The organism is Streptomyces armeniacus, assembly GCF_003355155.1.
GTDB classification, from domain to species: domain Bacteria; phylum Actinomycetota; class Actinomycetes; order Streptomycetales; family Streptomycetaceae; genus Streptomyces; species Streptomyces armeniacus.
This window is the reverse complement of the sequence record NZ_CP031320.1, coordinates 3,178,256-3,195,662: the sequence shown is the minus strand read 5'-3', so window position 1 is coordinate 3,195,662 and position 17,407 is coordinate 3,178,256. Positions and strand designations below refer to the sequence as shown.

Below are 17,407 nucleotides of genomic sequence, written 5' to 3'. Positions count from 1 at the left end.
GTCTCCTTGGTTTCGGGGGTGCCGAAACCGTAACCGCGGCCACCTCGGCACGAGGAGCTATCAGTCGGCCCCTGCCCTCGTGTTATGGAACGTGAGTCGAACGGCGGAGCTGTGCCGCACGACCGGAGCAACACCGCCGACCCCCGGCCGGCCGTGTCCCTGAACGGCCGTCAGACGCCCCCTGAACGAGGCCCGCGACGGGCCACGGCGTCAGCCCGCCGGCACCGAGGACACCCCGTGGAAGTCCGGGTTCGCGGCCAGCCATTCCACGTAGCTGCTGCTGCGGGCCGCCGCCTCGGCGTGTGCCCCGCGCGCGAGCCGTACGACGGCGGGGGCCGCCGCGGCCGCGGGTGCCTGCGGGTGCCAGCCGATGACGTGACGCCACCTCAGGGGCACGCCTGCCAGCGGTACGGTCACCAGCCCGGGTGTCGGCGGGAACGTCGCGCGGCACAGCCCGACCGCGCGGCCCACCTGCACGAGGTGTACGCAGGACGCGGTGTCCGTCTCGTAGACGCGGGTGGGCGCGAAGCCCGCGCGGGCGCAGGCGGAGGCGAAGCAGTCCGCGAAGCAGCCGTCGCCGGGCACGTCGGTCCACGCCTCGCCAGCCAGCTCGCGCAGCTCCACCTGCGGCCGTCCGGCCAGCGGGTGGCCGGCGGCCAGCATGACGAACACCGGGTCGACGCCGACCTCCCGCCACACCATCCGGTCCGGGGCGGGCGGCGGGCTCTCGCCGCAGGCGCCGACGAGCGCGAAGTCGACGCGCCCCTCGATCACGGACACCGCGATCTCCCGCTCGGACCAGGACGTGTGCGTGGTCACCGGCGCCGCCGGATAGGCGGCGGCCAGCCGGTCCACCAGGCCGCCGAGCAGCGGCCCGTGCGTCCCGCCGAGCCGGAAGCGGGGCATGCCGCCGCCCCGGTGGTTGAACCGCAGGGCCTCTTCCTGCAGTTCACGCACGGTCGGCAGCAGCACCCGTACGCGGTCGAGCACCAGCTCGCCGAGCGCCGTCGGCCGTACGCCGTGCCTGCCGCGCTCGAACAGCGTGCCGCCGAGAGCGCGTTCTATCCGCTTCAGCTGCGCGCTGAGTGCGGGCTGTGCCACCCCGAGTGCGGTCGCCGCCCCGGTGAGGCTGCCTGCCTCGGCGATGGCCCGGATCGTCTTCAGGTGCCGCAGCTCCAGCTCCATGCGCCACAGCTTGGGCGCACGGGCCCGCACGGGCAATACGCCGGACAGCCGTTTGTACGGGGCATCAGCGGGCGTACGCGGGTCAGCGGGCGCCTGCTGCGTCCTCCGGATACCAGCGGAGCTCGACGGTGTTGCCGTCCGGGTCCCCGACGTAGAGCGACTGGCCGTCGCCGCGTGCGCCGAAGCGGGAACCGGGGCCGTCCACGACGGTGAAGACACCCGAGTCCACGACCTCCTGCCAGTCCAGCGGCTCGACGGTCAGACAGATGTGGTCGACGTTGGTCTCGCCGCGCGGCTGCTCGACCAGGTCGATGATGGTGCCGGGGCTGACCCGTACGGACGGGAACGGCGCCTTGCCCGCCCGCCACTCGTCGGCCCGTACGGGCTCCAGGCCGAGCGGGCCGCAGTAGAAGGCGAGGGACCGTTCAGCGTCCTGGACGTTGAGGACGACGTGGTCGAAGCCGGTGACGCGCATGGTGTGCCTCTCTCCGGTGGGTCTCGTGGCTCGGGTACGTGCTCGGTCGGGTACGTGCTCGGGGCGGCGCGCCGGTCGGCCCGCGCCCGTCCTGAAGGTATGCCCCCGCGCCGGTCCGGATGCCGGTAATCGGTTGCCTGCCGGCGCGCACCGTGGGCCAATGCCCGCATGAACACGCCACAACCGACCGCCGGTTCACACGTCCGGATCGGCGCTCTCGTACCGCTGTCACGGCCCGGCTGGACCGAGGCGGGCCGACACCTGCTCGCCGGGCTCGAACTGGCCGCGTACGAGGTCAACGCCGCGGGCGGGATCGGCGGACGGCCGCTCGAACTGGTGGTCCGGGACACCGCTGCCGACCCGGAGAGGGCCGAGGCGGCCGTGGACGAACTGGCCGGGCTGGGCGTGGCCGCTCTCGCCGGTGAGTACCACAGCGTCGTCGCGCGTGCCGCCGCCACCCGGGCCGAGGCCCTCGGCCTGCCGTTCCTCTGCTCGTCGGCGGTTCTCGACGCCCTCACCGAGCAGCCGGCGGACCGGGTCGCGCGCCTCGCCCCGGCGCAGTCCCACGGCTGGCGGATCTACGCGGACTTCCTCCTCGACGCGGGCCACCGCCGTATCGCCGTGGCGGCCCAGCCGAGCGTCTACTGGGCGTCCGGGACCCGCGTTCTGCGGGACCACCTCGCTCCACGCGGCGGCACCGTCGTCGAGCTCGACGCGCCGTCGCTCTCTCCCGCGGCGGTGTGCGACGAACTCGCCGGCAGCGGCGCGACGGCGCTCCTGCTGCTGGCCGGACACCCGGAGCCGGCGCTGCCGGCCGTCCGGGCCGTCCGCCGCGACCGGCGCCTCGCCGAGGTCCTGATCGGTGCTCCGGCCGGGCAGCCGGAGTTCGCCGAATGGGCCGCGCTGCCGGGCGGCGACGGCGCCGCGATCCCGTTCCTGCGCTACCTGCCCGAGCGGCTCGGCCCGCTCGGCGCACGGGTCGGGAAGGCCCTCCGTGAGCGGCTGGCCGCAGCGCCCTCGTTCGTCGCCTACGAGGGCTACGACGCGGTCACCGTCCTCGCCGACGTGCTGCGCTCGCACGGCGCGGACCGTACGCGCACCGCCGCCGTCTGGCCGACCGTCGCGGTCGAGGGCACCCGCGGGCAGATCCGGTTCTCCCGCACGCCGGACAGCAGCGTGTGGCAGTGGGCCTGGGCGCCGGTGCAGGTCGTGGACCGGGACCCGGCGGAGCCCGGCCGCTTCCGGGTCCTGCACACCGGCTGAGGCCGCCGGGGCTGTGTTCCCGCGGTTCCCGCGCTCAGTTCTGCAGGACAACCGTCTCCGGTACGGCGGCCGGCGGCCGTATCAGCAGCGCGGGCTCCCGTGCGCCCGTGCGGTACTCCTGCGGGCTCATCCCGCGCACCCGCTTGAACGCCGCGCTGAGCGCGAACGCGCTGCTGTAGCCGACCTGCCGGGCCACTCCGGCGACCGTCGCGTCCGGCTCGCGCAGCAGGTCGGCGGCGAGCGCGAGGCGCCAGCCGGTCAGGTACGTCATCGGCGGCTCGCCCACCAGCTCCGTGAACCGCCGCGCCAGCGCCGCACGTGAGATGCCGACGCGCGCCGCCAGCGAGGCCACCGTCCAAGGGTGCGCCGGGGTGTCCTGGAGCAGCCGCAGGGCGGGGCCGACCACCGGGTCGCTCTGCGCCCGGTACCAGGAGGACGCCCCCGAGCCGGGCCCGGCCAGCCAGGCCCGCAGTACGTTGACGAGCAGCAGGTCGAGAATCCGGTCGAGGACGAGCTCCTGGCCCGGCGCGTCCTCCCCGATCTCGTCGGCGAGCAGCTTGACCAGCGCCCGGTCCCCGGGTGCGGCCGGCCGCACCAGCAGCGTGGGCAGGGCGTCGAGCAGCCGCCGGCCGATCTCGCGGTCCAGCTGGTACGTGCCGCTGAGCAGCACCGTCGCGCCGTCGGAGCCGTCACCCCAGGTCCGTACGCCCAGCGCCATGGAGTCCGTCACGTCCTCGCCGCCCGTGGTGCTGCACCGCTGGTCGGCGCCGATGACGACCTGTACGGGGGTGTCCGGGCTGTCCGCGACGGTGTACGGCTCCGGGCCCCGCATGATCCCCACGTCGCCGGGCCGCAGCGGCACCGGAGTGCCGCCGTCCGGCACGATCCAGGCCTCGCCGCGCACGACCGTCGCGAGCGCGAGCGGGGCCCGGTCCTCGATACGGAGGGACCACGGCGGGTTCAGCACCGACCGCAGCAGAAACGCCCCTCGCGCCTTCGGCCCGTCCAGCAGTCCGGTGAAGCTGTCCATGCCACGGAGCGTAGACGCCGGGACATGGCGGCGCCCCCGCCTGGAACCCCCTGCCCTCCCCCAGAATCCGTCAGCCCTGTCCGGCGGACCAGACGCCGGTGGCGGCCGTACGGCGCACGTAGTCCGCGAAGTCCCGCGGCTCCCGGCCGAGTGCGCGCCGCACGCCGTCCGTCAGATGTGCGTTGCGGCCGTCCGAGATCAGCTCGAACAAGCCGGCGAAGTCCTGCGGCAGTCCCTCCTCGGCCAGCACCGCACGGAACTGCTCCACCGTGACGGGCACGTACCGCACCTCGCGGCCGATCCCCTCGGAGAGGATCGCGGCCACGTCGTGGAAGCTGAGCAGCCGCGGCCCGGACAGCTCGTAGACCTCCCCGGCGTGTCCGTCCTCCGTGAGCGCGGCGACGGCCACGTCCGCGATGTCCTCCGTGTCGACGAACGCCTCAACGCTGTCGCCGACCGGCAGCGCCAGCTCGCCGCCGAGGACCGGCTCCAGGAAGAAGCTCTCGCTGAAGTTCTGGTGGAACCAACTCGCCCGTACGACCGTCCAGTCCGCGCCCGCCTCCCGCAGCTCGCGCTCGCTGCGCCGCGCGCCCTCCTCGCCCCGGCCGGACAGCAGCACCAGCCGCCGTACGCCGCGGCCCGCGGCGTAGCGCGAGAACGCGCCGACCGCCTCTGCCGCGCCGGGGAAGGCCAGGTCGGGGTAGTAGGTGACGTACGCGGCGCCGACGCCGGCCACGGCCGCCTCCCAGGTGCCCGGGTCCTCCCATACGAACGGCGGGTCGCCGGCCCGCGAGCCGATCCGTACCGGGCGCCCGAGCGCCGTCAGCCGCTCCGCCACCAGGCGGCCGGTTTTGCCGGTGCCGCCGATGACGAGTGTCGTGTCATGTCCGGTCTTCTGGGTGTTCTCGCCGTTCGTTGTCATGACAGCCAGTACACGCGAATGGCCTGAGACGCTCCATGGCCGAAAGACTCGGAAGCATACGTGTGCGTCTACCGGACGGCACCGTTTCATGACTCGCCCCGACGGGACGGAAGGAGGAGCATGGTGCCCTGGTGAGCTTTGAGGCAGCCCGACTCGAGGAGTTGTCACGGTGGCGACGACCGACAGCACAGGGACAGCGGCCGTCCCGCCGGACCGGCCCCGGCTCCCCCGTACGGGCCGCGGGCGGCAGGTGGTGGCCTGGATGACCACCACCGACCACAAGACGATCGGCACCCTCTATCTCGTCACGACCTTCGCCTTCTTCCTGATGGGCGGCGTGATGGCGCTGTTCATGCGGGCCGAGTTGGCGCGGCCGGGGCTGCAGGTCATGTCGAACGAGCAGTTCAACCAGGCGTTCACCATGCACGGCACGGTGATGCTGCTGATGTTCGCGACCCCGCTGTTCGCGGGCTTCGCGAACTGGATCATGCCGCTCCAGATCGGCGCGCCCGACGTGGCGTTCCCCCGCCTCAACATGCTGTCGTACTGGCTGTTCCTGTTCGGCTCACTCATCGTCGTCGGCGGCTTCCTCACACCGCAGGGCGCCGCGGACTTCGGCTGGTTCGCGTACGCGCCGCTGAACAGCGAGGCCAGTTCGCCCGGTATCGGCGCCGACATGTGGATCATGGGCCTGGCCCTCTCCGGCTTCGGCACGATCCTCACGTCCGTCAACTTCATCACCACCATCATCTGCATGCGCGCCCCCGGCATGACGATGTTCCGGATGCCGATCTTCACCTGGAACGTGCTGCTCACCGGCGTGCTGGTGCTGCTCGCGTTCCCGGTGCTGGCCGCCGCGCTGCTCGCGCTGGAGGCGGACCGCGAGTTCGGGGCGCACATCTTCGACGCGGAGAACGGAGGGCCGCTGCTGTGGCAGCACCTGTTCTGGTTCTTCGGGCACCCGGAGGTGTACATCATCGCGCTGCCGTTCTTCGGCATCGTCTCCGAGGTCGTGCCGGTCTTCAGCCGCAAGCCGATGTTCGGCTACATCAGCCTCATCGGCGCGACGATCGCCATCGCGGGGCTCTCCGTGACCGTGTGGGCGCACCACATGTTCGTGACGGGCGGTGTGCTGCTGCCGTTCTTCTCGCTGATGACGTTCCTGATCGCGGTGCCGACCGGGGTGAAGTTCTTCAATTGGATCGGCACCATGTGGAAGGGCTCGCTGTCCTTCGAGACGCCGATGCTGTGGACCATCGGCTTCCTCGTGACGTTCCTGTTCGGCGGGCTGACCGGGGTCATCCTGGCGTCGCCGCCGATGGACTTCCACGTCTCGGACTCGTACTTCGTGGTGGCGCACTTCCACTACGTGGTCTTCGGGACGGTCGTCTTCGCGATGTTCGCCGGATTCCACTTCTGGTGGCCGAAGTTCACCGGGAAGATGCTGGACGAGCGGCTGGGGAAGATCACCTTCTGGACGCTGTTCACCGGCTTCCACGGCACGTTCCTGGTGCAGCACTGGCTCGGCGCGGAGGGCATGCCCCGCCGGTACGCCGACTACCTGGCCGCGGACGGCTTCACCGCGCTCAACACCATCTCCACGGTCAGCTCGTTCCTGCTCGGGCTGTCGATGCTGCCCTTCCTCTACAACGTGTGGATAACGGCGAAGCACGGCAAGAAGATCGAGGTCGACGACCCCTGGGGGTACGGCCGTTCGCTGGAGTGGGCGACCTCCTGCCCGCCGCCGCGGCACAACTTCGTCACGCTGCCGCGCATCCGCTCCGAATCCCCGGCCCTCGACCTGCACCGGCCCGGCCTCGCGCCGGCCGCGGTGACACCCGTACAGGACACCGGCACCCTCACCACCAGGAGAGAGTCATGACCGAGCCCGCCCCCGGCACCCCCGTCCCCGGTCCCGACCGCACCCGCCCGATCGTCGTCGGCACCGACGGCTCCGACCATGCCCGCCGGGCGGTGCTCTTCGCGCTGCACGAGGCGCAGCTGCGCGGCGTGCCCGTACGGGCGGTGTGCGCGTACGACTTCACGCCCGACCGCTACACCGCGTACGGCTGGATGGCCATCCCGAACCCGGCGAGCGACGTCTACACCCACATGCGCGACACCGCGCTGGACGACGTCGGCAAGACCGTCGAGGAACTGCGCCGCGAAGTCGGCGGCCCCGAGGTGGAGGTGGAGATCGTGGCCCAGCAGGGCCGCCCGGCCGAGGTGCTGCTGGAGGAGGCCAAACACGCCGGCCTGCTGGTGGTCGGCTCGCGCGGCTCGGGCCTGTGGGGGCGGCTGACGCTCGGCTCGACCAGTACGGAGGTCGTGCACCACGCGCACATCCCGGTGGTGGTCGTGCCGGCGAAGGGAGAGGAGGGCGGGAAGGGCTGAGGCGTGCGGCTCGTACGGCTTGTACCGCCCGTACGGCTCGTGACGCCCGTACGGCGGCGGGAGTTCAGAGCCGTACGAGCGTGACCTCGGTGGCCTTGACGCTGCTCCAGACGGGGGTGCCGTCGCACAGGCCCAGTTCGGCGGCGGCCGCCGGGGTGATCTCCGCGACCAGGTCCGGGGCCCGCTCGGACGACACGAGGACGCGCAGGCGGCTGCCGACGCTGGTGATCTCCCGTACGGTGCCGGGCCATACGTTGCGCGGGCTGCCGCTGGGGCGTTCGCGGTGCAGCGAGACGGCCTCGGGGGCGATGATCGCCAGCCCGTCGGGGCTGGTTGCCTCCGGCGCCGTGCCCGCCGGCAGCGGGTCGGCGACGGCCAGCCGGCCGCCGCCGGGGAGCGCCAGCCCGTAGTCCGTGACGGCGCCCTGCCAGGCGTTGCGCCCGAGCATCCGCGCCACCCACGGGGACCGCGGGCTGCGCGTGACCTCGGTGGGCGGGGCGTCCTGCACGGCGCGGCCCGCGTCGAGTACGAGCACTCGGTCCGCCAGCGAGACGGCCTCCACCGGGTCGTGGGTGACGATCAGGCAGACCCCGCCGAAGCCCGCGAGATGGGTGCGCAGGGTGTGCCGTACGTGCGCGCGCGTCGTCTGGTCGAGCGCCGCCAGCGGCTCGTCGAGCAGCAGCAGCCGGGGCCGCGCGGCCAACGCGCGGGCGAGGGCGATCCGTTGGGCCTGCCCGCCGGAGAGCTGCGCGGGCTTGCGCCGCGCGAGCCCGCCGACGCCGAGCCGGTCCAGCCAGTCCTGCGCGGTGCGCCGCGCCTCGGCGCGGGAGACGTGGTGCGCGCGGAGCCCGTACGCGGTGTTGGCGAGGGCCGAGAGGTGCGGGAACAGCGCGCCGTCCTGCGGCACCCAGGCGACGCCGCGGCGGTGCGGCAGCAGCCCGGTGACCTCGGTGCCGCCGAGGCGCAGCGCCGCATGGGCGCGCGGGGTGAGGCCGAGGAGGGCGCGCAGGAGGGTGGTCTTGCCGGCGCCGTTGGGGCCGACGACGGCGATGGTGGTGCCGGGCTCGGCGTCGAGGGCGAACCGGAGGAAGCCGCTCATGTCGGCGTGCAGCGACCAGCGTTCGGACGGCGGCTCGGGCGGTGCGTTCTCCAGCGGCCCCGGTGGCGCCGTCTCCGGCGGCACTTCGGCAGGGGCTTCGGCGGGCGCCTCGCGTCGCGAGCGGCCGGACGCGGCGCCCGTCCAGCGCCCGCGCAGCGCGACGAGGACGGCCATCGCGATGGCGAGCAGCAGCAGCGAGACGGAAGTTGCGGCCTCGGGACGGTCCTGGAGCAGCAGATACACCTGGAGCGGCAGCGTCTGCGTGGTCCCCGGCAGGTTCCCCGCGAACGTGATGGTCGCGCCGAACTCCCCCAGCGCCCGCGCCCACGTCAGCGCGGCCCCCGCGGCGAGGCCCGGCGCGACCATCGGCAGCGTGACGGTGGCGAACACCCGCAGCGGCGACGCCCCCAGCGACGCCGCGGTCTCCTCGTACCGGGGCCGCAGCCCGGCCAGCGTGCCCTCCAGGCTGATCACCAGGAACGGCATCGCCACGAACGTCGCCGCAATCACCGCGCCCGAGGTGTGGAACGGCAGCGTGATCCCGAACGTGTCCTCCAGCCACGGCCCGAGCAGCCCTCGCCGCCCGAACGCCAGCAGCAGCGCCACCCCGCCCACCGTCGGCGGCAGCACCATCGGCAGCAGCACCAGCGCCCGTACGAACGCCTTGCCGCGGAACGGGACCCGCGCCAGCAGCCAGGCCAGCGGCACACCCAGCAGCAGCGCCAGGAGCAGCGCCCAGCCGGAGACGAGCAGCGACAGGCTGACCGCCTCCGTGACCTCCGTACTGGTCAGATGCGTGCCCAGATCGCGCCACGGGGTGCGGGCAAGGATGCCGGCGAGCGGCAGCAGCAGGAACGCGACCGCCAGCAGCGCCGGGAGCGCGAGGACCGCGGAACCGCGGGCGCGGGGGCGGCCGTCGCGTCCTCTCACCGTGCTCCCCTCCTCAGGGGTTCTGGTCCTCAGGGCTGCTGTCCTCAGGGCTGCTGGAAGCCCGCGTTCCGCAGGATCTTCCGGGCTTCGGCCGACTTCAGCCACGCCACGAAGGAACGCGCGGCCTCCGGCGCGCCCGACTCGTCGAGGGTGGCCGCGAGGTACGACGCGATCTGGTTCTGCGCGTCGGGGACGGCCACCGCGTCGACCTTGCCGGGCGCGGACGCGGCATCAGTGGCGTAGACGAGGCCCGCGTCGGCCTCGCCGAGTGCGACCTTGCTCAGGACGGCCCGTACGTTCGGCTCCTCGGACACAGGCCGCACCGTGAGGTGCGCGGCGCTGAGCGCCTTCGCGCTGTAGTTGCCGACCGGTACGGCGGGCGCGGCCAGCACCACTTTCAGCTTGCCGCCTGCGAGGTCCTTCAGGGACGTGACGTGCTCGGGGTTGCCCTCGCCGGTGACGATCACCAGCCGGTTGCGGGCGATGACTTCGGGGGTGCCGGTGTCCGCCTCCACCGCGTCCATCGTCCGTTCGTCCGCGGTGACCAGGACGTCCGCCGGGGCGCCCTGCTCGACCTGCGCGGCCAGCTGCTGCGAACCGGCGAAGGAGAACTTCAGCTCCGTGCCCGGGTGTTCCTTCTCGTACGCGGCGCCCAGCGTGCGGAACGCGTCCGTGAGCGACGAGGCGGCCATGACGGTGAGCCGGCCCCCGGAGCCGCCGCCGTCGGAGTCCCCCGTGCCGCCGCACGCGGCGAGCGGCAGCACGAGCAGCGCGGCGAGCGCGCCGGCGGCGCGGCGGGCGCGCGTACGGGGCACGGGCCCGGCTCCTCCGTGCCGGCGGGCCGCCGGCCTCGCGTCAGCCACGGTCGACGTGCACGCTGGTGGCCTTGACCCGCGCGGTGGCCCGCACCCCGACCTCCAGGCCCAGCTCCTCGACGGCCTCACGGGTGAGCAGCGACACCAGCCGGTGCGGGCCCGCCTGGATCTCCACCTGGGCGGCGACGTCGCCGAGCCGTACGGCGGTCACGATGCCGGGGAAGGCGTTGCGCGCCGAGGTGTACGACGGCTCGTCCTCACCGCCGCCGCCCCCGCCGCTCTGCCCGACCTCGACGGCGAAGTCCGCGAGGTCCCGCCCGTCGATGACGCGGCGCCCGGTCTCGTCACGGTGCGTCGCGACGCGTCCGGCGTCGGCCCAGCGGCGCGCCGTATCGGGGCTCACGCCCAGCAGACGCGCGGCCTGCCCGATGGTGTAGGACTGCATACGCGCCACCGTAGGGCTATATTCGCCGCAACTGCAATGCTTCTGGCGCATCACACATGGCAGCTGCGGTTCAACCGGAGGAAACCACGAGACGGCCTACTCGGGCGCGCGCGGCATGCCCAGCGCGTTCATCCAGAGCCGCGTCAGGGTCCGGACAAGCTCCTCGAACGGCACGGGGTCGCCCGCCACGAAGGTCATGTACGCCGTGCGGCTCACCATCGCGTTGATGGCGCGGGCGGTGACGTCGGGGTCGAGCGCGGGGTCGGCCAGCCCGGCCTGCTGCAGTCGTACGACGGTCCGTGCGCTCCGTTCGACGAAGACCTGCGAGCGGCGCAGCCGTACGGCGAGGAACCGCCGGTCGACGGCCGCGGCCTGCTCCAGTGCGGCCATGAGGGCGGCGTTGCGGCGGTACGACTCGAGGTAGGCGCGGTTCGCCGCCTCGACGCCGCGGCGCAGCGCGGCAGGGTCGGCGGACGCGTCGGCTTCGGCGCCGTCCGCGCCCGTGCCGCCGGCGCCGGGGTGCAGCATCTCGTCCTGCAGCTCGGCGAGGACGGCCTCGAAGACCTCCTCCTTGCCGCTGAAGTGCGTGTAGAAGCTGCCGGTGGCCACGCCCGCCTCGGCGGCGATGTCCACGATGCGCGCCTCGAGGTAGCCGTCCCGTTCGAAGACCCGCCGTGCCGCGCCGACCAGCGCGCCGCTCGTACGGACACCGCGCCGCGTACGGCGGGCACGGGGAGGGGTGGAGTTCGGCATGTGCAAAGGCTAGCCGAAACCTTGAATCTGAATCCGGATTCAATTACGGTCGCCGACATGGACACCTCTGCCCCGCACAGCGGCTGGCGCCTGCTGGTCTCCCGCGACGATCTGTCGACCACCACACTCGAAACCGCCCCGGTGCCCGAAGTCCAGCCCGGCGAGGCCCTGTTGCGCGTCGACCGGGTCGGCCTCACCGCCAACAACGTGACGTACGCGGCGCTCGGCGACTCCTTCCGGTACTGGGAGTTCTTCCCCGCGCCCGACGGCTGGGGCACCGTCCCCGTCTGGGGCTTCGCCGAGGTCGTCGCCTCCCGCGCCGCCGGCGTCACGCCCGGCACCCGCGTCTACGGCTACCTCCCCTCCGGCAGCCACCTGCTCGTACGGCCCGGCCGCGCCGACGAGCGCGGCTTCCGGGACGCCGCGCCGCACCGCGCCGAGCTGCCCTCGACGTACAACCGCTACGCGAGCACCACCCACGATCCCGGCTACGCGGCGGACCGGGAGGATCTGCAGGTGCTGTACCGGCCGCTGTTCTGGACGTCGTTCCTGCTGGCGGACTGGCTGGCGGACCAGGAGTTGTTCGGCGCGCGGGCCGTCGTCCTGTCCTCCGCCTCCAGCAAGACCGCGTACGGCACGGCCTTCGAGCTGCGCGAGCACAGGGAGCGGCACGGAACGGCGGAGGGGCCGGACGGGCCGGACGGCCACGAGATCGTCGGGCTCACCTCGCCCCGCAACCGGGCCTTCACCGAGAGCCTCGGCTGCTACGACCGGGTGCTGACGTACGACGAGACCGGCCTCCTCTCCCTCGAACGGCCCGCCGTCTACGCGGACTTCGCCGGGGACGAGGCGCTGACCGCCGCGCTGCGGGCGCACCTCGGCGGCGCGCTCGCGTACCACGTCACCGTCGGCGTCACCCACCAGGAGCCGGCCCCGGCGGGCAGCCTCGCGGAGGCGGGCTCGGGCACGGAGACGCGCGCGAGCTCCGGCACCGGCATGTTCTTCGCGCCCGTGCAGCTGCGCAAGCGCGTCGGCGACTGGGGCCGGGACGGGCTCGGCGAACGGTTCGGCGAGGCGTGGCAGCGCTTCGGCGCGGCCGTCGAGTCCTGGGTCGACGTCATGCACGGGCACGGCGGCGAGGCGCTCCAACGGGTCTGGCACGACGTCCAGTCGGGCCGCAGCACACCCCGTACGGGCCACGTGCTGACGCTCTAGCCCCATCGGTCACGAGCGTGGCGGCGCACCCGCCAAGGCTCACATCTCCGCCGGCTTGAGCACCACGAACTCGGCGCCCGCCGGGTCGTTGCACACGGCCAGCCGGCCGACGCCCTCCGCGTCCTCCGGGCCCATCGTCACGCTGCCGCCGCCGTCTCTGACTCTGGCGATCACGGCGTCGCAGTCCTCGGTGCCGAACACCGGGTGCCAGTAAGCCGAGCCGCCCGTCTGCGTCAGATACTCCGCGGGCAGCTCCACGATGCCGCCGTGCATCAGGTCCTCGCTGCCGTCCTCGGGCATGAGCAGCGTGTACGTCCCCTCGCCGTCGCCCGGCATCGGCATGTCCTGGGTCCGCCAGCCGAACAGCGAGCCGTAGAACTCCTTGGCGGCGCCCGCGTCCGGGGTGCACAGCTCCGTCCACGTCAGGCTGCCGGGCACGTCGACCGCCTCCAGACCGGCGTGCCCGCCCGGCTGCCAGACGGCGAACTGCCCGCCCTGCGGGTCGCTGAACTGGGCCATCCGGCCCTCCCCGTCGATGTCGGACGGCGCGGCCCGCACCGTGCCGCCGCGCTGCTCCACCGTACGGGCCGCCATGTCCGCGTCCCGGGTCCGGAAATAGACGATCCAGGCGGAACGGGCGCCCTCCTCGGTGAGCCCGCCGACCGCGGCGACCGTCTTGCCGCGCAGCTTGAAGAAGCCGTACCCGCTGTCCGGACCGGCGGACTCGAACTCCCAGCCGAACACGGGGCCGTAGAAGGAGGCGGTGGCGGTGATGTCCCGGGAGCCCAGGTCGAGCCAGGCCGGCGAGCCGGGCACGGAGTCAGTGGTGATCATGACGGTTCCCTTCGCAGACCCTGCGCCTGTGAAGCAAGCCTGACACCGGCCACTGACATCCGCGCGTTCAGCTCGGGACCCCCAGCTCAGGGCGCCGCGAGGCCCCCGCTCAGTGCGGCCCCGGCGCGTCGAACTCGGTGCCGCACGGACCCGCCCCGGTGCTCTCGGCCAGCTCGACCCGTTCGCCGGTCATCGAGATGGTGCGGTAGTAGTTGCCGATCCGGTCGGCGGAGGCGCCCACGTAGTGGCAGATGTACGAGCGCCGGAAGCGCTCCGCCGCGCGGTTCGGGCCGGAGCCGTGCACCAGGCTGCCGTTGAAGAACAGCACGTCGCCCGGCTCCATGTCGACCGGCACGGGCGCCAGACCGGGCGGCGGCGGAACGTACTCGCGGGCGAACGACACCCCCGGATCGGCCTCCTCCGGGCAGAACAGGTCCATGCGGTGCGTGCCGGGGACGACCTCCAGGCCGCCGTTCCCGCGGTCGATCGGCTCGCAGGCGATCCAGGCGGCGACGCAGGTGCCGGGCTCGACGCGGAGGTAGAAGTTGTCCTGGTGGAGGGCCTGGCCGCGGGCGCCCGGCGGCTTGAAGTAGAACATGCTCTGCGCCGCCAGCACCTCTTCGCCGAGCAGCTCCTCCAGCACCGTGCGCAGCCGGTCGTCGAGCAGCACGTCACGCGCGAGCTGGTTGAACCGGTGCGGGTGCATGACCCGCGGGTACGCGCGCAGCGGGTCGAACGGCTCGCCCGGCAGCTGCGGCTTCGGCTCGAAGTGTCCGGGGACCCGGCCGCCCGCGTGCACCCCGGCGAACTCCGTGCACAGCGCGTCGGTCTCCGCCCGGTCGAACAGCCCGCGGAGCACGATGAACCCCTGCTCCTCGAACTCCTCGGCCGGCGGGCGGGCCGCGTCGCCCGCAGCGCGCCGGTCGCGTGCGCTCTTCGCCGGAGCACTGCCCGGAGTTACGCTCCCCTGGACGGTCGTCATCGGAACTCCTCTCGCCTCGCCTGGTTCTGCTGCCGTCTACGACGCTAGCTCCGGTGACCGGCCCGGGAGGATGTCCATGAGCGCTGCCCACCTGCCGGATCCTGCTGCCGACGACCCGCCCGCGCCGCCGCCCGGACTTCTGGTGACCGGCTGCTACGACGAGCCGCCCGGCTACGCCGTACGGCGCTCGGGCGGGGCCCGTAACCTGCTGCTGACCTGGACACTCGCGGGCGGCGGCCGGTTCCGGCAGGGGGCGGCGGACGTCGCGGCGCGCCCCGGCGACCTGGTGGTGATCGGGCCGGGCGTGCCGCACGACTACGCGGTCGCGCCCGGCTGCGACCGCTGGGCCTTCTGGTGGGTGCACTGCCAGCCGCGCATCGCGTGGCGGTCCTGGCTGGGCCCGTACGAGTCCGCGGACCGGCTGTACGCGATCACCTCGGTGCCGGGGGACGTACGGGAGCGCATCGACGCGGCGTTCCGCCGCGTGCACGCCGACGCGCGGTGGGCGGGCGCCGGTGCGCCTCCGGAACCGGAGGCGGCGGGGGGCGCGGGGACACGGTTCCGCGCCGTGGCGGCGCAGGCCGCGGCGGCGCGCGAGCTGGCGCTCGGCGGCGTCGAGGAGGTGCTGGTGCTGGCGGCGGCCGCCGCGGCACCCGCCCGTGAACGGGACCAGGGCGCACGGGACCAGGGCGTACGGGCCGACCGCAGCGCCCGAGCGCCCGACGACGTCGATCCGCGCGTGCGCCGGGCGGAGGCGCTGCTGCTGGCCGACCCCGCGGCCCCGCACTCCGTGGCCTCGCTGGCGGAACGGGTGGCGCTGTCGCCGTCGCGGCTGGCGCACCTGTTCTCCGCACAGCTCGGGCACACGCCCATGGAGGCCGTACGGGACGCACGGCTGCGGCACGCGGCGCGGCTGCTGGAGATGACGGACCTGCCCGTGGAACGGGTCGCCGCCGCCTCGGGCTTCTCCGGCCCGTCCCACTTCAGCCGCCTGTTCCGGGCGCGCTTCGGGGCGCCGCCGGGCGCGTTCCGTGCGGGCTTCCGGCGCTGACGTACGGGGAGGCGCGGGCGTACGTACGGGAGCGCGCCCCGTACGTACGCCGCGCGGGCACCGTCGAGTCAGGACTTGATGCTGCCCTCGGTGAGGCCGGTGCGCCAGAAGCGCTGGAGCACGACCATCAGGATCATCAGCGGGATCACGGAGACGAACGCGCCCCCGACGGTCAGCTGATACAGCAGCGGCTGCCGGTCGGCGTAGCCCTGCCAGGACGTCAGACCCAGGGTGATCGGATACAGGTCCGAATTGGAGAGCATGACCAGCGGCAGGAAGAAGTTGTTCCAGATGTGCACGAACTGGAACAGGAAGACCGTGATGAGCGCCGGCGACATCAGCCGGATCACCAGCACCCGGAAGATGGTCAGTTCGCCCGCCCCGTCGATCCGCGCCGCCTCCAGCAGGCTGTCCGGCACGGACGCGACGGCGTAGATCCGGCACAGGTACACCCCGAACGGGCTGACCACGCTGGGCACCAGCACCGCCCAGTACGTGTTGGCCATCCCGACCTCGCTGAACATGAGGTACAGCGGCAGGGCCAGCGCCGTACCGGGGATGAGCACCCCGGCGAGCACCACGTTGAAGACCGTCTCGCGGCCGCGGAAGTCGAACTTGGCCAGTGCGTATCCGGCGGCGGCCGACAGCAGGGTGGCGAGGGCGGCGCCCACGCCCGCGTACAGCACGCTGTTGGCGAACCAGCGCAGATAGATGCCGTCGTCGTAGGTGAGCAGATCGCCCAGATACTCCAGCGGGCGCGGGTTGGCGAACCAGAAACCGAACGTGCCGAAGAGATCGGAGCTGTTCTTGGTCGCGGAGACCATCAGCCAGTAGACGGGCACCAGGAAGTACAGCGCCGCCACGGTGAGCAGCGACATCGTGATGATGCGGTACCGCAGCGGGGCCGCGCCCGGACCGCCGCGGCGCCGCGCGCGCCGTTCGGCCGGACCGCCGGAGGCGGGCCCGGCGGCGGTCCCGGTGCCCGTACCGTCCCCGCCCGTGCCCGCCACGTCCACCGCGCCGGCCGCCTTCGCCGGCCCGCCCGTGCCCGCGGTGCCCGACGGCTCCGCCGGGTCCGCCGTGTCCTCGGTGTCCGCCGCGCTCACTCGTCTCCCACCTTCCCCCGGCGTCCGACCAGGCGCATGAAGCCGAACGAGAGCACGCACGCGACCAGTGCGAGCAGCACGGCCTCAGCAGCGGCCACGTTGTAGTTGTTGGACTGGAACGCCTCGTTGTACGCGTGCACGTTGGGCGTGTAGCCGGTGTCGATGTTGCCGGTGAGCGGCTTCAGCACCAGCGGCTCGGAGAACAGCTGGAGCGTCCCGATGATGCTGAACACCGTGGTGAGCACCAGGGCGGGCCGGATCAGCGGGAGTTTGATGCGGATCGCGACCTGCCAGGCGTTGGCGCCGTCGATCCGCGCCGCCTCGTACAGCTCGTCCGGCACGGCCTTCAGCTGGGAGATCAGGATCAGCATGTTGTAGCCGGTGAACTCCCAGGTCACGATGTTCGCGATGGCCCACAGCAGATTGCCCTCGGAGAGGAAGTTCACGTCGAAGCCCGCGCTGTGGAACATCTCGACGAACGGGCTGATGCCCGGCACGTAGAGGAAGCCCCACAGGATCGACGCGATGACGCCGGGCACGCCGTACGGCAGGAAGAACGCGGTGCGGAAGAACACCACGCCGCGCGCCGACGCCGCCTCCAGCAGCAGCGCGAGCACCGTGGCGAGCAGGATCATCACCGGGACCTGCACGACGCCGAACAGCAGCACACGGGCGAAGCCCTCGAGGAACTGGCTGTCCTCCAGCGCGTGCGTGTAGTTGGACAGCCCGGCGAACACCTCGGTCTCGCCGCCGAGTCCGAGGGCACCGCTGCGTTCCACCTTGAACAGGCTCTGGTAGAGCGCGTAGCAGATCGGAGCGATGAAGGTCGCGAGGAAGAGCACGCAGAACGGCAGCAGGAAGCCCACCGCGGCCCGGTTGCGTGACGAGTGCAGTCGCGAGCGTGCCAC

The 17,407-nt window shown here is 73.0% G+C and carries 17 protein-coding genes; 5 read left to right on the top strand and 12 right to left on the bottom strand.

Annotation, left to right across the window (positions count from 1 at the left end):
- Positions 1-210 precede the first annotated feature (210 nt).
- Positions 211-1,185 carry a LysR family transcriptional regulator gene (locus DVA86_RS13835; protein ID WP_208878525.1) on the bottom strand — a complete coding sequence of 325 codons (975 nt, stop codon included), beginning with the start codon at positions 1,183-1,185 and terminating at the stop codon, positions 211-213.
- Positions 1,186-1,267: 82 nt separating this feature from the next.
- Positions 1,268-1,660, bottom strand: coding sequence for a VOC family protein (locus DVA86_RS13830; protein WP_208878523.1), 393 nt, complete (start codon positions 1,658-1,660; stop codon positions 1,268-1,270).
- 168 nt (positions 1,661-1,828) lie between these two features.
- Between DVA86_RS13830 and DVA86_RS13825 the strand changes: the two genes are divergently transcribed.
- Positions 1,829-2,923, top strand: a complete 1,095-nt coding sequence (locus DVA86_RS13825; protein WP_208878521.1) for an ABC transporter substrate-binding protein — start codon at positions 1,829-1,831, stop codon at positions 2,921-2,923.
- Between the two features lie 34 nt (positions 2,924-2,957).
- On the opposite strand, the gene DVA86_RS13820 is transcribed toward DVA86_RS13825, so the two are convergent.
- Together DVA86_RS13820 and DVA86_RS13815 are read right to left on the bottom strand one after the other, a co-directional pair.
- Positions 2,958-3,953: an AraC family transcriptional regulator gene (locus DVA86_RS13820; RefSeq protein WP_208878520.1), complete on the bottom strand. Its 996-nt coding sequence runs from the start codon at positions 3,951-3,953 to the stop codon at positions 2,958-2,960.
- Between the two features lie 70 nt (positions 3,954-4,023).
- A complete protein-coding gene (locus tag DVA86_RS13815; RefSeq protein ID WP_208878518.1) occupies positions 4,024-4,875 on the bottom strand; it encodes an NmrA family NAD(P)-binding protein in 852 nt (283 codons plus the stop codon).
- A gap of 169 nt (positions 4,876-5,044) precedes the next feature.
- Here DVA86_RS13815 and ctaD point away from each other — a divergent pair, with 169 nt between their 5' ends.
- Together ctaD and DVA86_RS13805 are read left to right on the top strand one after the other, a co-directional pair.
- Entirely contained in the window at positions 5,045-6,757 is a 1,713-nt protein-coding gene (gene ctaD, locus DVA86_RS13810) for an aa3-type cytochrome oxidase subunit I (RefSeq protein ID WP_245996552.1), read from the top strand.
- A complete protein-coding gene (locus DVA86_RS13805; RefSeq protein ID WP_208878517.1) occupies positions 6,754-7,269 on the top strand; it encodes a universal stress protein in 516 nt (171 codons plus the stop codon). The genes ctaD and DVA86_RS13805 overlap by 4 nt, the downstream gene beginning before the upstream one ends.
- 64 nt (positions 7,270-7,333) lie before the next feature.
- Here DVA86_RS13805 and DVA86_RS13800 read toward each other — a convergent pair whose 3' ends face one another.
- The 4 genes from DVA86_RS13800 to DVA86_RS13785 all read right to left on the bottom strand — a co-directional run bounded on the left by DVA86_RS13800 (position 7,334) and on the right by DVA86_RS13785 (position 11,311).
- Positions 7,334-9,298, bottom strand: coding sequence for an ABC transporter permease (locus DVA86_RS13800; RefSeq protein ID WP_208878515.1), 1,965 nt, complete (start codon positions 9,296-9,298; stop codon positions 7,334-7,336).
- A gap of 44 nt (positions 9,299-9,342) precedes the next feature.
- The gene (gene modA / locus DVA86_RS13795; protein ID WP_208878512.1) at positions 9,343-10,113 is read right to left on the bottom strand and encodes a molybdate ABC transporter substrate-binding protein; all 771 of its coding nucleotides are present in this window, start codon (positions 10,111-10,113) and stop codon (positions 9,343-9,345) included.
- Positions 10,114-10,153: 40 nt separating this feature from the next.
- Entirely contained in the window at positions 10,154-10,558 is a 405-nt protein-coding gene (locus tag DVA86_RS13790) for a TOBE domain-containing protein (protein ID WP_208878511.1), read from the bottom strand.
- Between the two features lie 96 nt (positions 10,559-10,654).
- Complete coding sequence (locus tag DVA86_RS13785; protein WP_208878510.1) at positions 10,655-11,311, bottom strand: TetR/AcrR family transcriptional regulator; 657 nt, start codon at positions 11,309-11,311, stop codon at positions 10,655-10,657.
- A gap of 57 nt (positions 11,312-11,368) precedes the next feature.
- Here DVA86_RS13785 and DVA86_RS13780 point away from each other — a divergent pair, with 57 nt between their 5' ends.
- The gene (locus tag DVA86_RS13780; RefSeq protein WP_208878508.1) at positions 11,369-12,526 is read left to right on the top strand and encodes a DUF2855 family protein; all 1,158 of its coding nucleotides are present in this window, start codon (positions 11,369-11,371) and stop codon (positions 12,524-12,526) included.
- 39 nt (positions 12,527-12,565) lie between these two features.
- Here the strand turns inward: DVA86_RS13780 and DVA86_RS13775 are convergent, their stop codons facing one another.
- Together DVA86_RS13775 and DVA86_RS13770 are read right to left on the bottom strand one after the other, a co-directional pair.
- Complete coding sequence (locus tag DVA86_RS13775) at positions 12,566-13,360, bottom strand: VOC family protein (protein ID WP_208878506.1); 795 nt, start codon at positions 13,358-13,360, stop codon at positions 12,566-12,568.
- Between the two features lie 109 nt (positions 13,361-13,469).
- Positions 13,470-14,342, bottom strand: coding sequence for a phytanoyl-CoA dioxygenase family protein (locus DVA86_RS13770; protein WP_208878505.1), 873 nt, complete (start codon positions 14,340-14,342; stop codon positions 13,470-13,472).
- A gap of 76 nt (positions 14,343-14,418) precedes the next feature.
- Here DVA86_RS13770 and DVA86_RS13765 point away from each other — a divergent pair, with 76 nt between their 5' ends.
- Entirely contained in the window at positions 14,419-15,393 is a 975-nt protein-coding gene (locus DVA86_RS13765; RefSeq protein ID WP_208878503.1) for a helix-turn-helix domain-containing protein, read from the top strand.
- Between the two features lie 68 nt (positions 15,394-15,461).
- Here DVA86_RS13765 and DVA86_RS13760 read toward each other — a convergent pair whose 3' ends face one another.
- Both DVA86_RS13760 and DVA86_RS13755 read right to left on the bottom strand, forming a co-directional pair.
- Positions 15,462-16,271: a carbohydrate ABC transporter permease gene (locus DVA86_RS13760; RefSeq protein WP_208884677.1), complete on the bottom strand. Its 810-nt coding sequence runs from the start codon at positions 16,269-16,271 to the stop codon at positions 15,462-15,464.
- Between the two features lie 224 nt (positions 16,272-16,495).
- Positions 16,496-17,407, bottom strand: coding sequence for a carbohydrate ABC transporter permease (locus tag DVA86_RS13755; RefSeq protein ID WP_222623319.1), 912 nt, complete (start codon positions 17,405-17,407; stop codon positions 16,496-16,498).

What these genes read in the sequence shown, in the direction of transcription:
- DVA86_RS13785 (WP_208878510.1), bottom strand. Translation starts at nt 11,311, where the DNA reads ATGCCGAACTCCACCCCTCCCCGTGCCCGCCGTACGCGGCGCGGTGTC.
- DVA86_RS13835 (WP_208878525.1), bottom strand. Translation starts at nt 1,185, where the DNA reads ATGGAGCTGGAGCTGCGGCACCTGAAGACGATCCGGGCCATCGCCGAG.
- DVA86_RS13760 (WP_208884677.1), bottom strand. Translation starts at nt 16,271, where the DNA reads ATGTCGCTGCTCACCGTGGCGGCGCTGTACTTCCTGGTGCCCGTCTAC.
- DVA86_RS13830 (WP_208878523.1), bottom strand. Translation starts at nt 1,660, where the DNA reads ATGCGCGTCACCGGCTTCGACCACGTCGTCCTCAACGTCCAGGACGCT.
- DVA86_RS13775 (WP_208878506.1), bottom strand. Translation starts at nt 13,360, where the DNA reads ATGATCACCACTGACTCCGTGCCCGGCTCGCCGGCCTGGCTCGACCTG.
- DVA86_RS13770 (WP_208878505.1), bottom strand. Translation starts at nt 14,342, where the DNA reads ATGACGACCGTCCAGGGGAGCGTAACTCCGGGCAGTGCTCCGGCGAAG.
- DVA86_RS13790 (WP_208878511.1), bottom strand. Translation starts at nt 10,558, where the DNA reads ATGCAGTCCTACACCATCGGGCAGGCCGCGCGTCTGCTGGGCGTGAGC.
- DVA86_RS13780 (WP_208878508.1), top strand. Translation starts at nt 11,369, where the DNA reads ATGGACACCTCTGCCCCGCACAGCGGCTGGCGCCTGCTGGTCTCCCGC.
- DVA86_RS13765 (WP_208878503.1), top strand. Translation starts at nt 14,419, where the DNA reads ATGAGCGCTGCCCACCTGCCGGATCCTGCTGCCGACGACCCGCCCGCG.
- DVA86_RS13825 (WP_208878521.1), top strand. Translation starts at nt 1,829, where the DNA reads ATGAACACGCCACAACCGACCGCCGGTTCACACGTCCGGATCGGCGCT.
- DVA86_RS13815 (WP_208878518.1), bottom strand. Translation starts at nt 4,875, where the DNA reads ATGACAACGAACGGCGAGAACACCCAGAAGACCGGACATGACACGACA.
- DVA86_RS13805 (WP_208878517.1), top strand. Translation starts at nt 6,754, where the DNA reads ATGACCGAGCCCGCCCCCGGCACCCCCGTCCCCGGTCCCGACCGCACC.
- DVA86_RS13820 (WP_208878520.1), bottom strand. Translation starts at nt 3,953, where the DNA reads ATGGACAGCTTCACCGGACTGCTGGACGGGCCGAAGGCGCGAGGGGCG.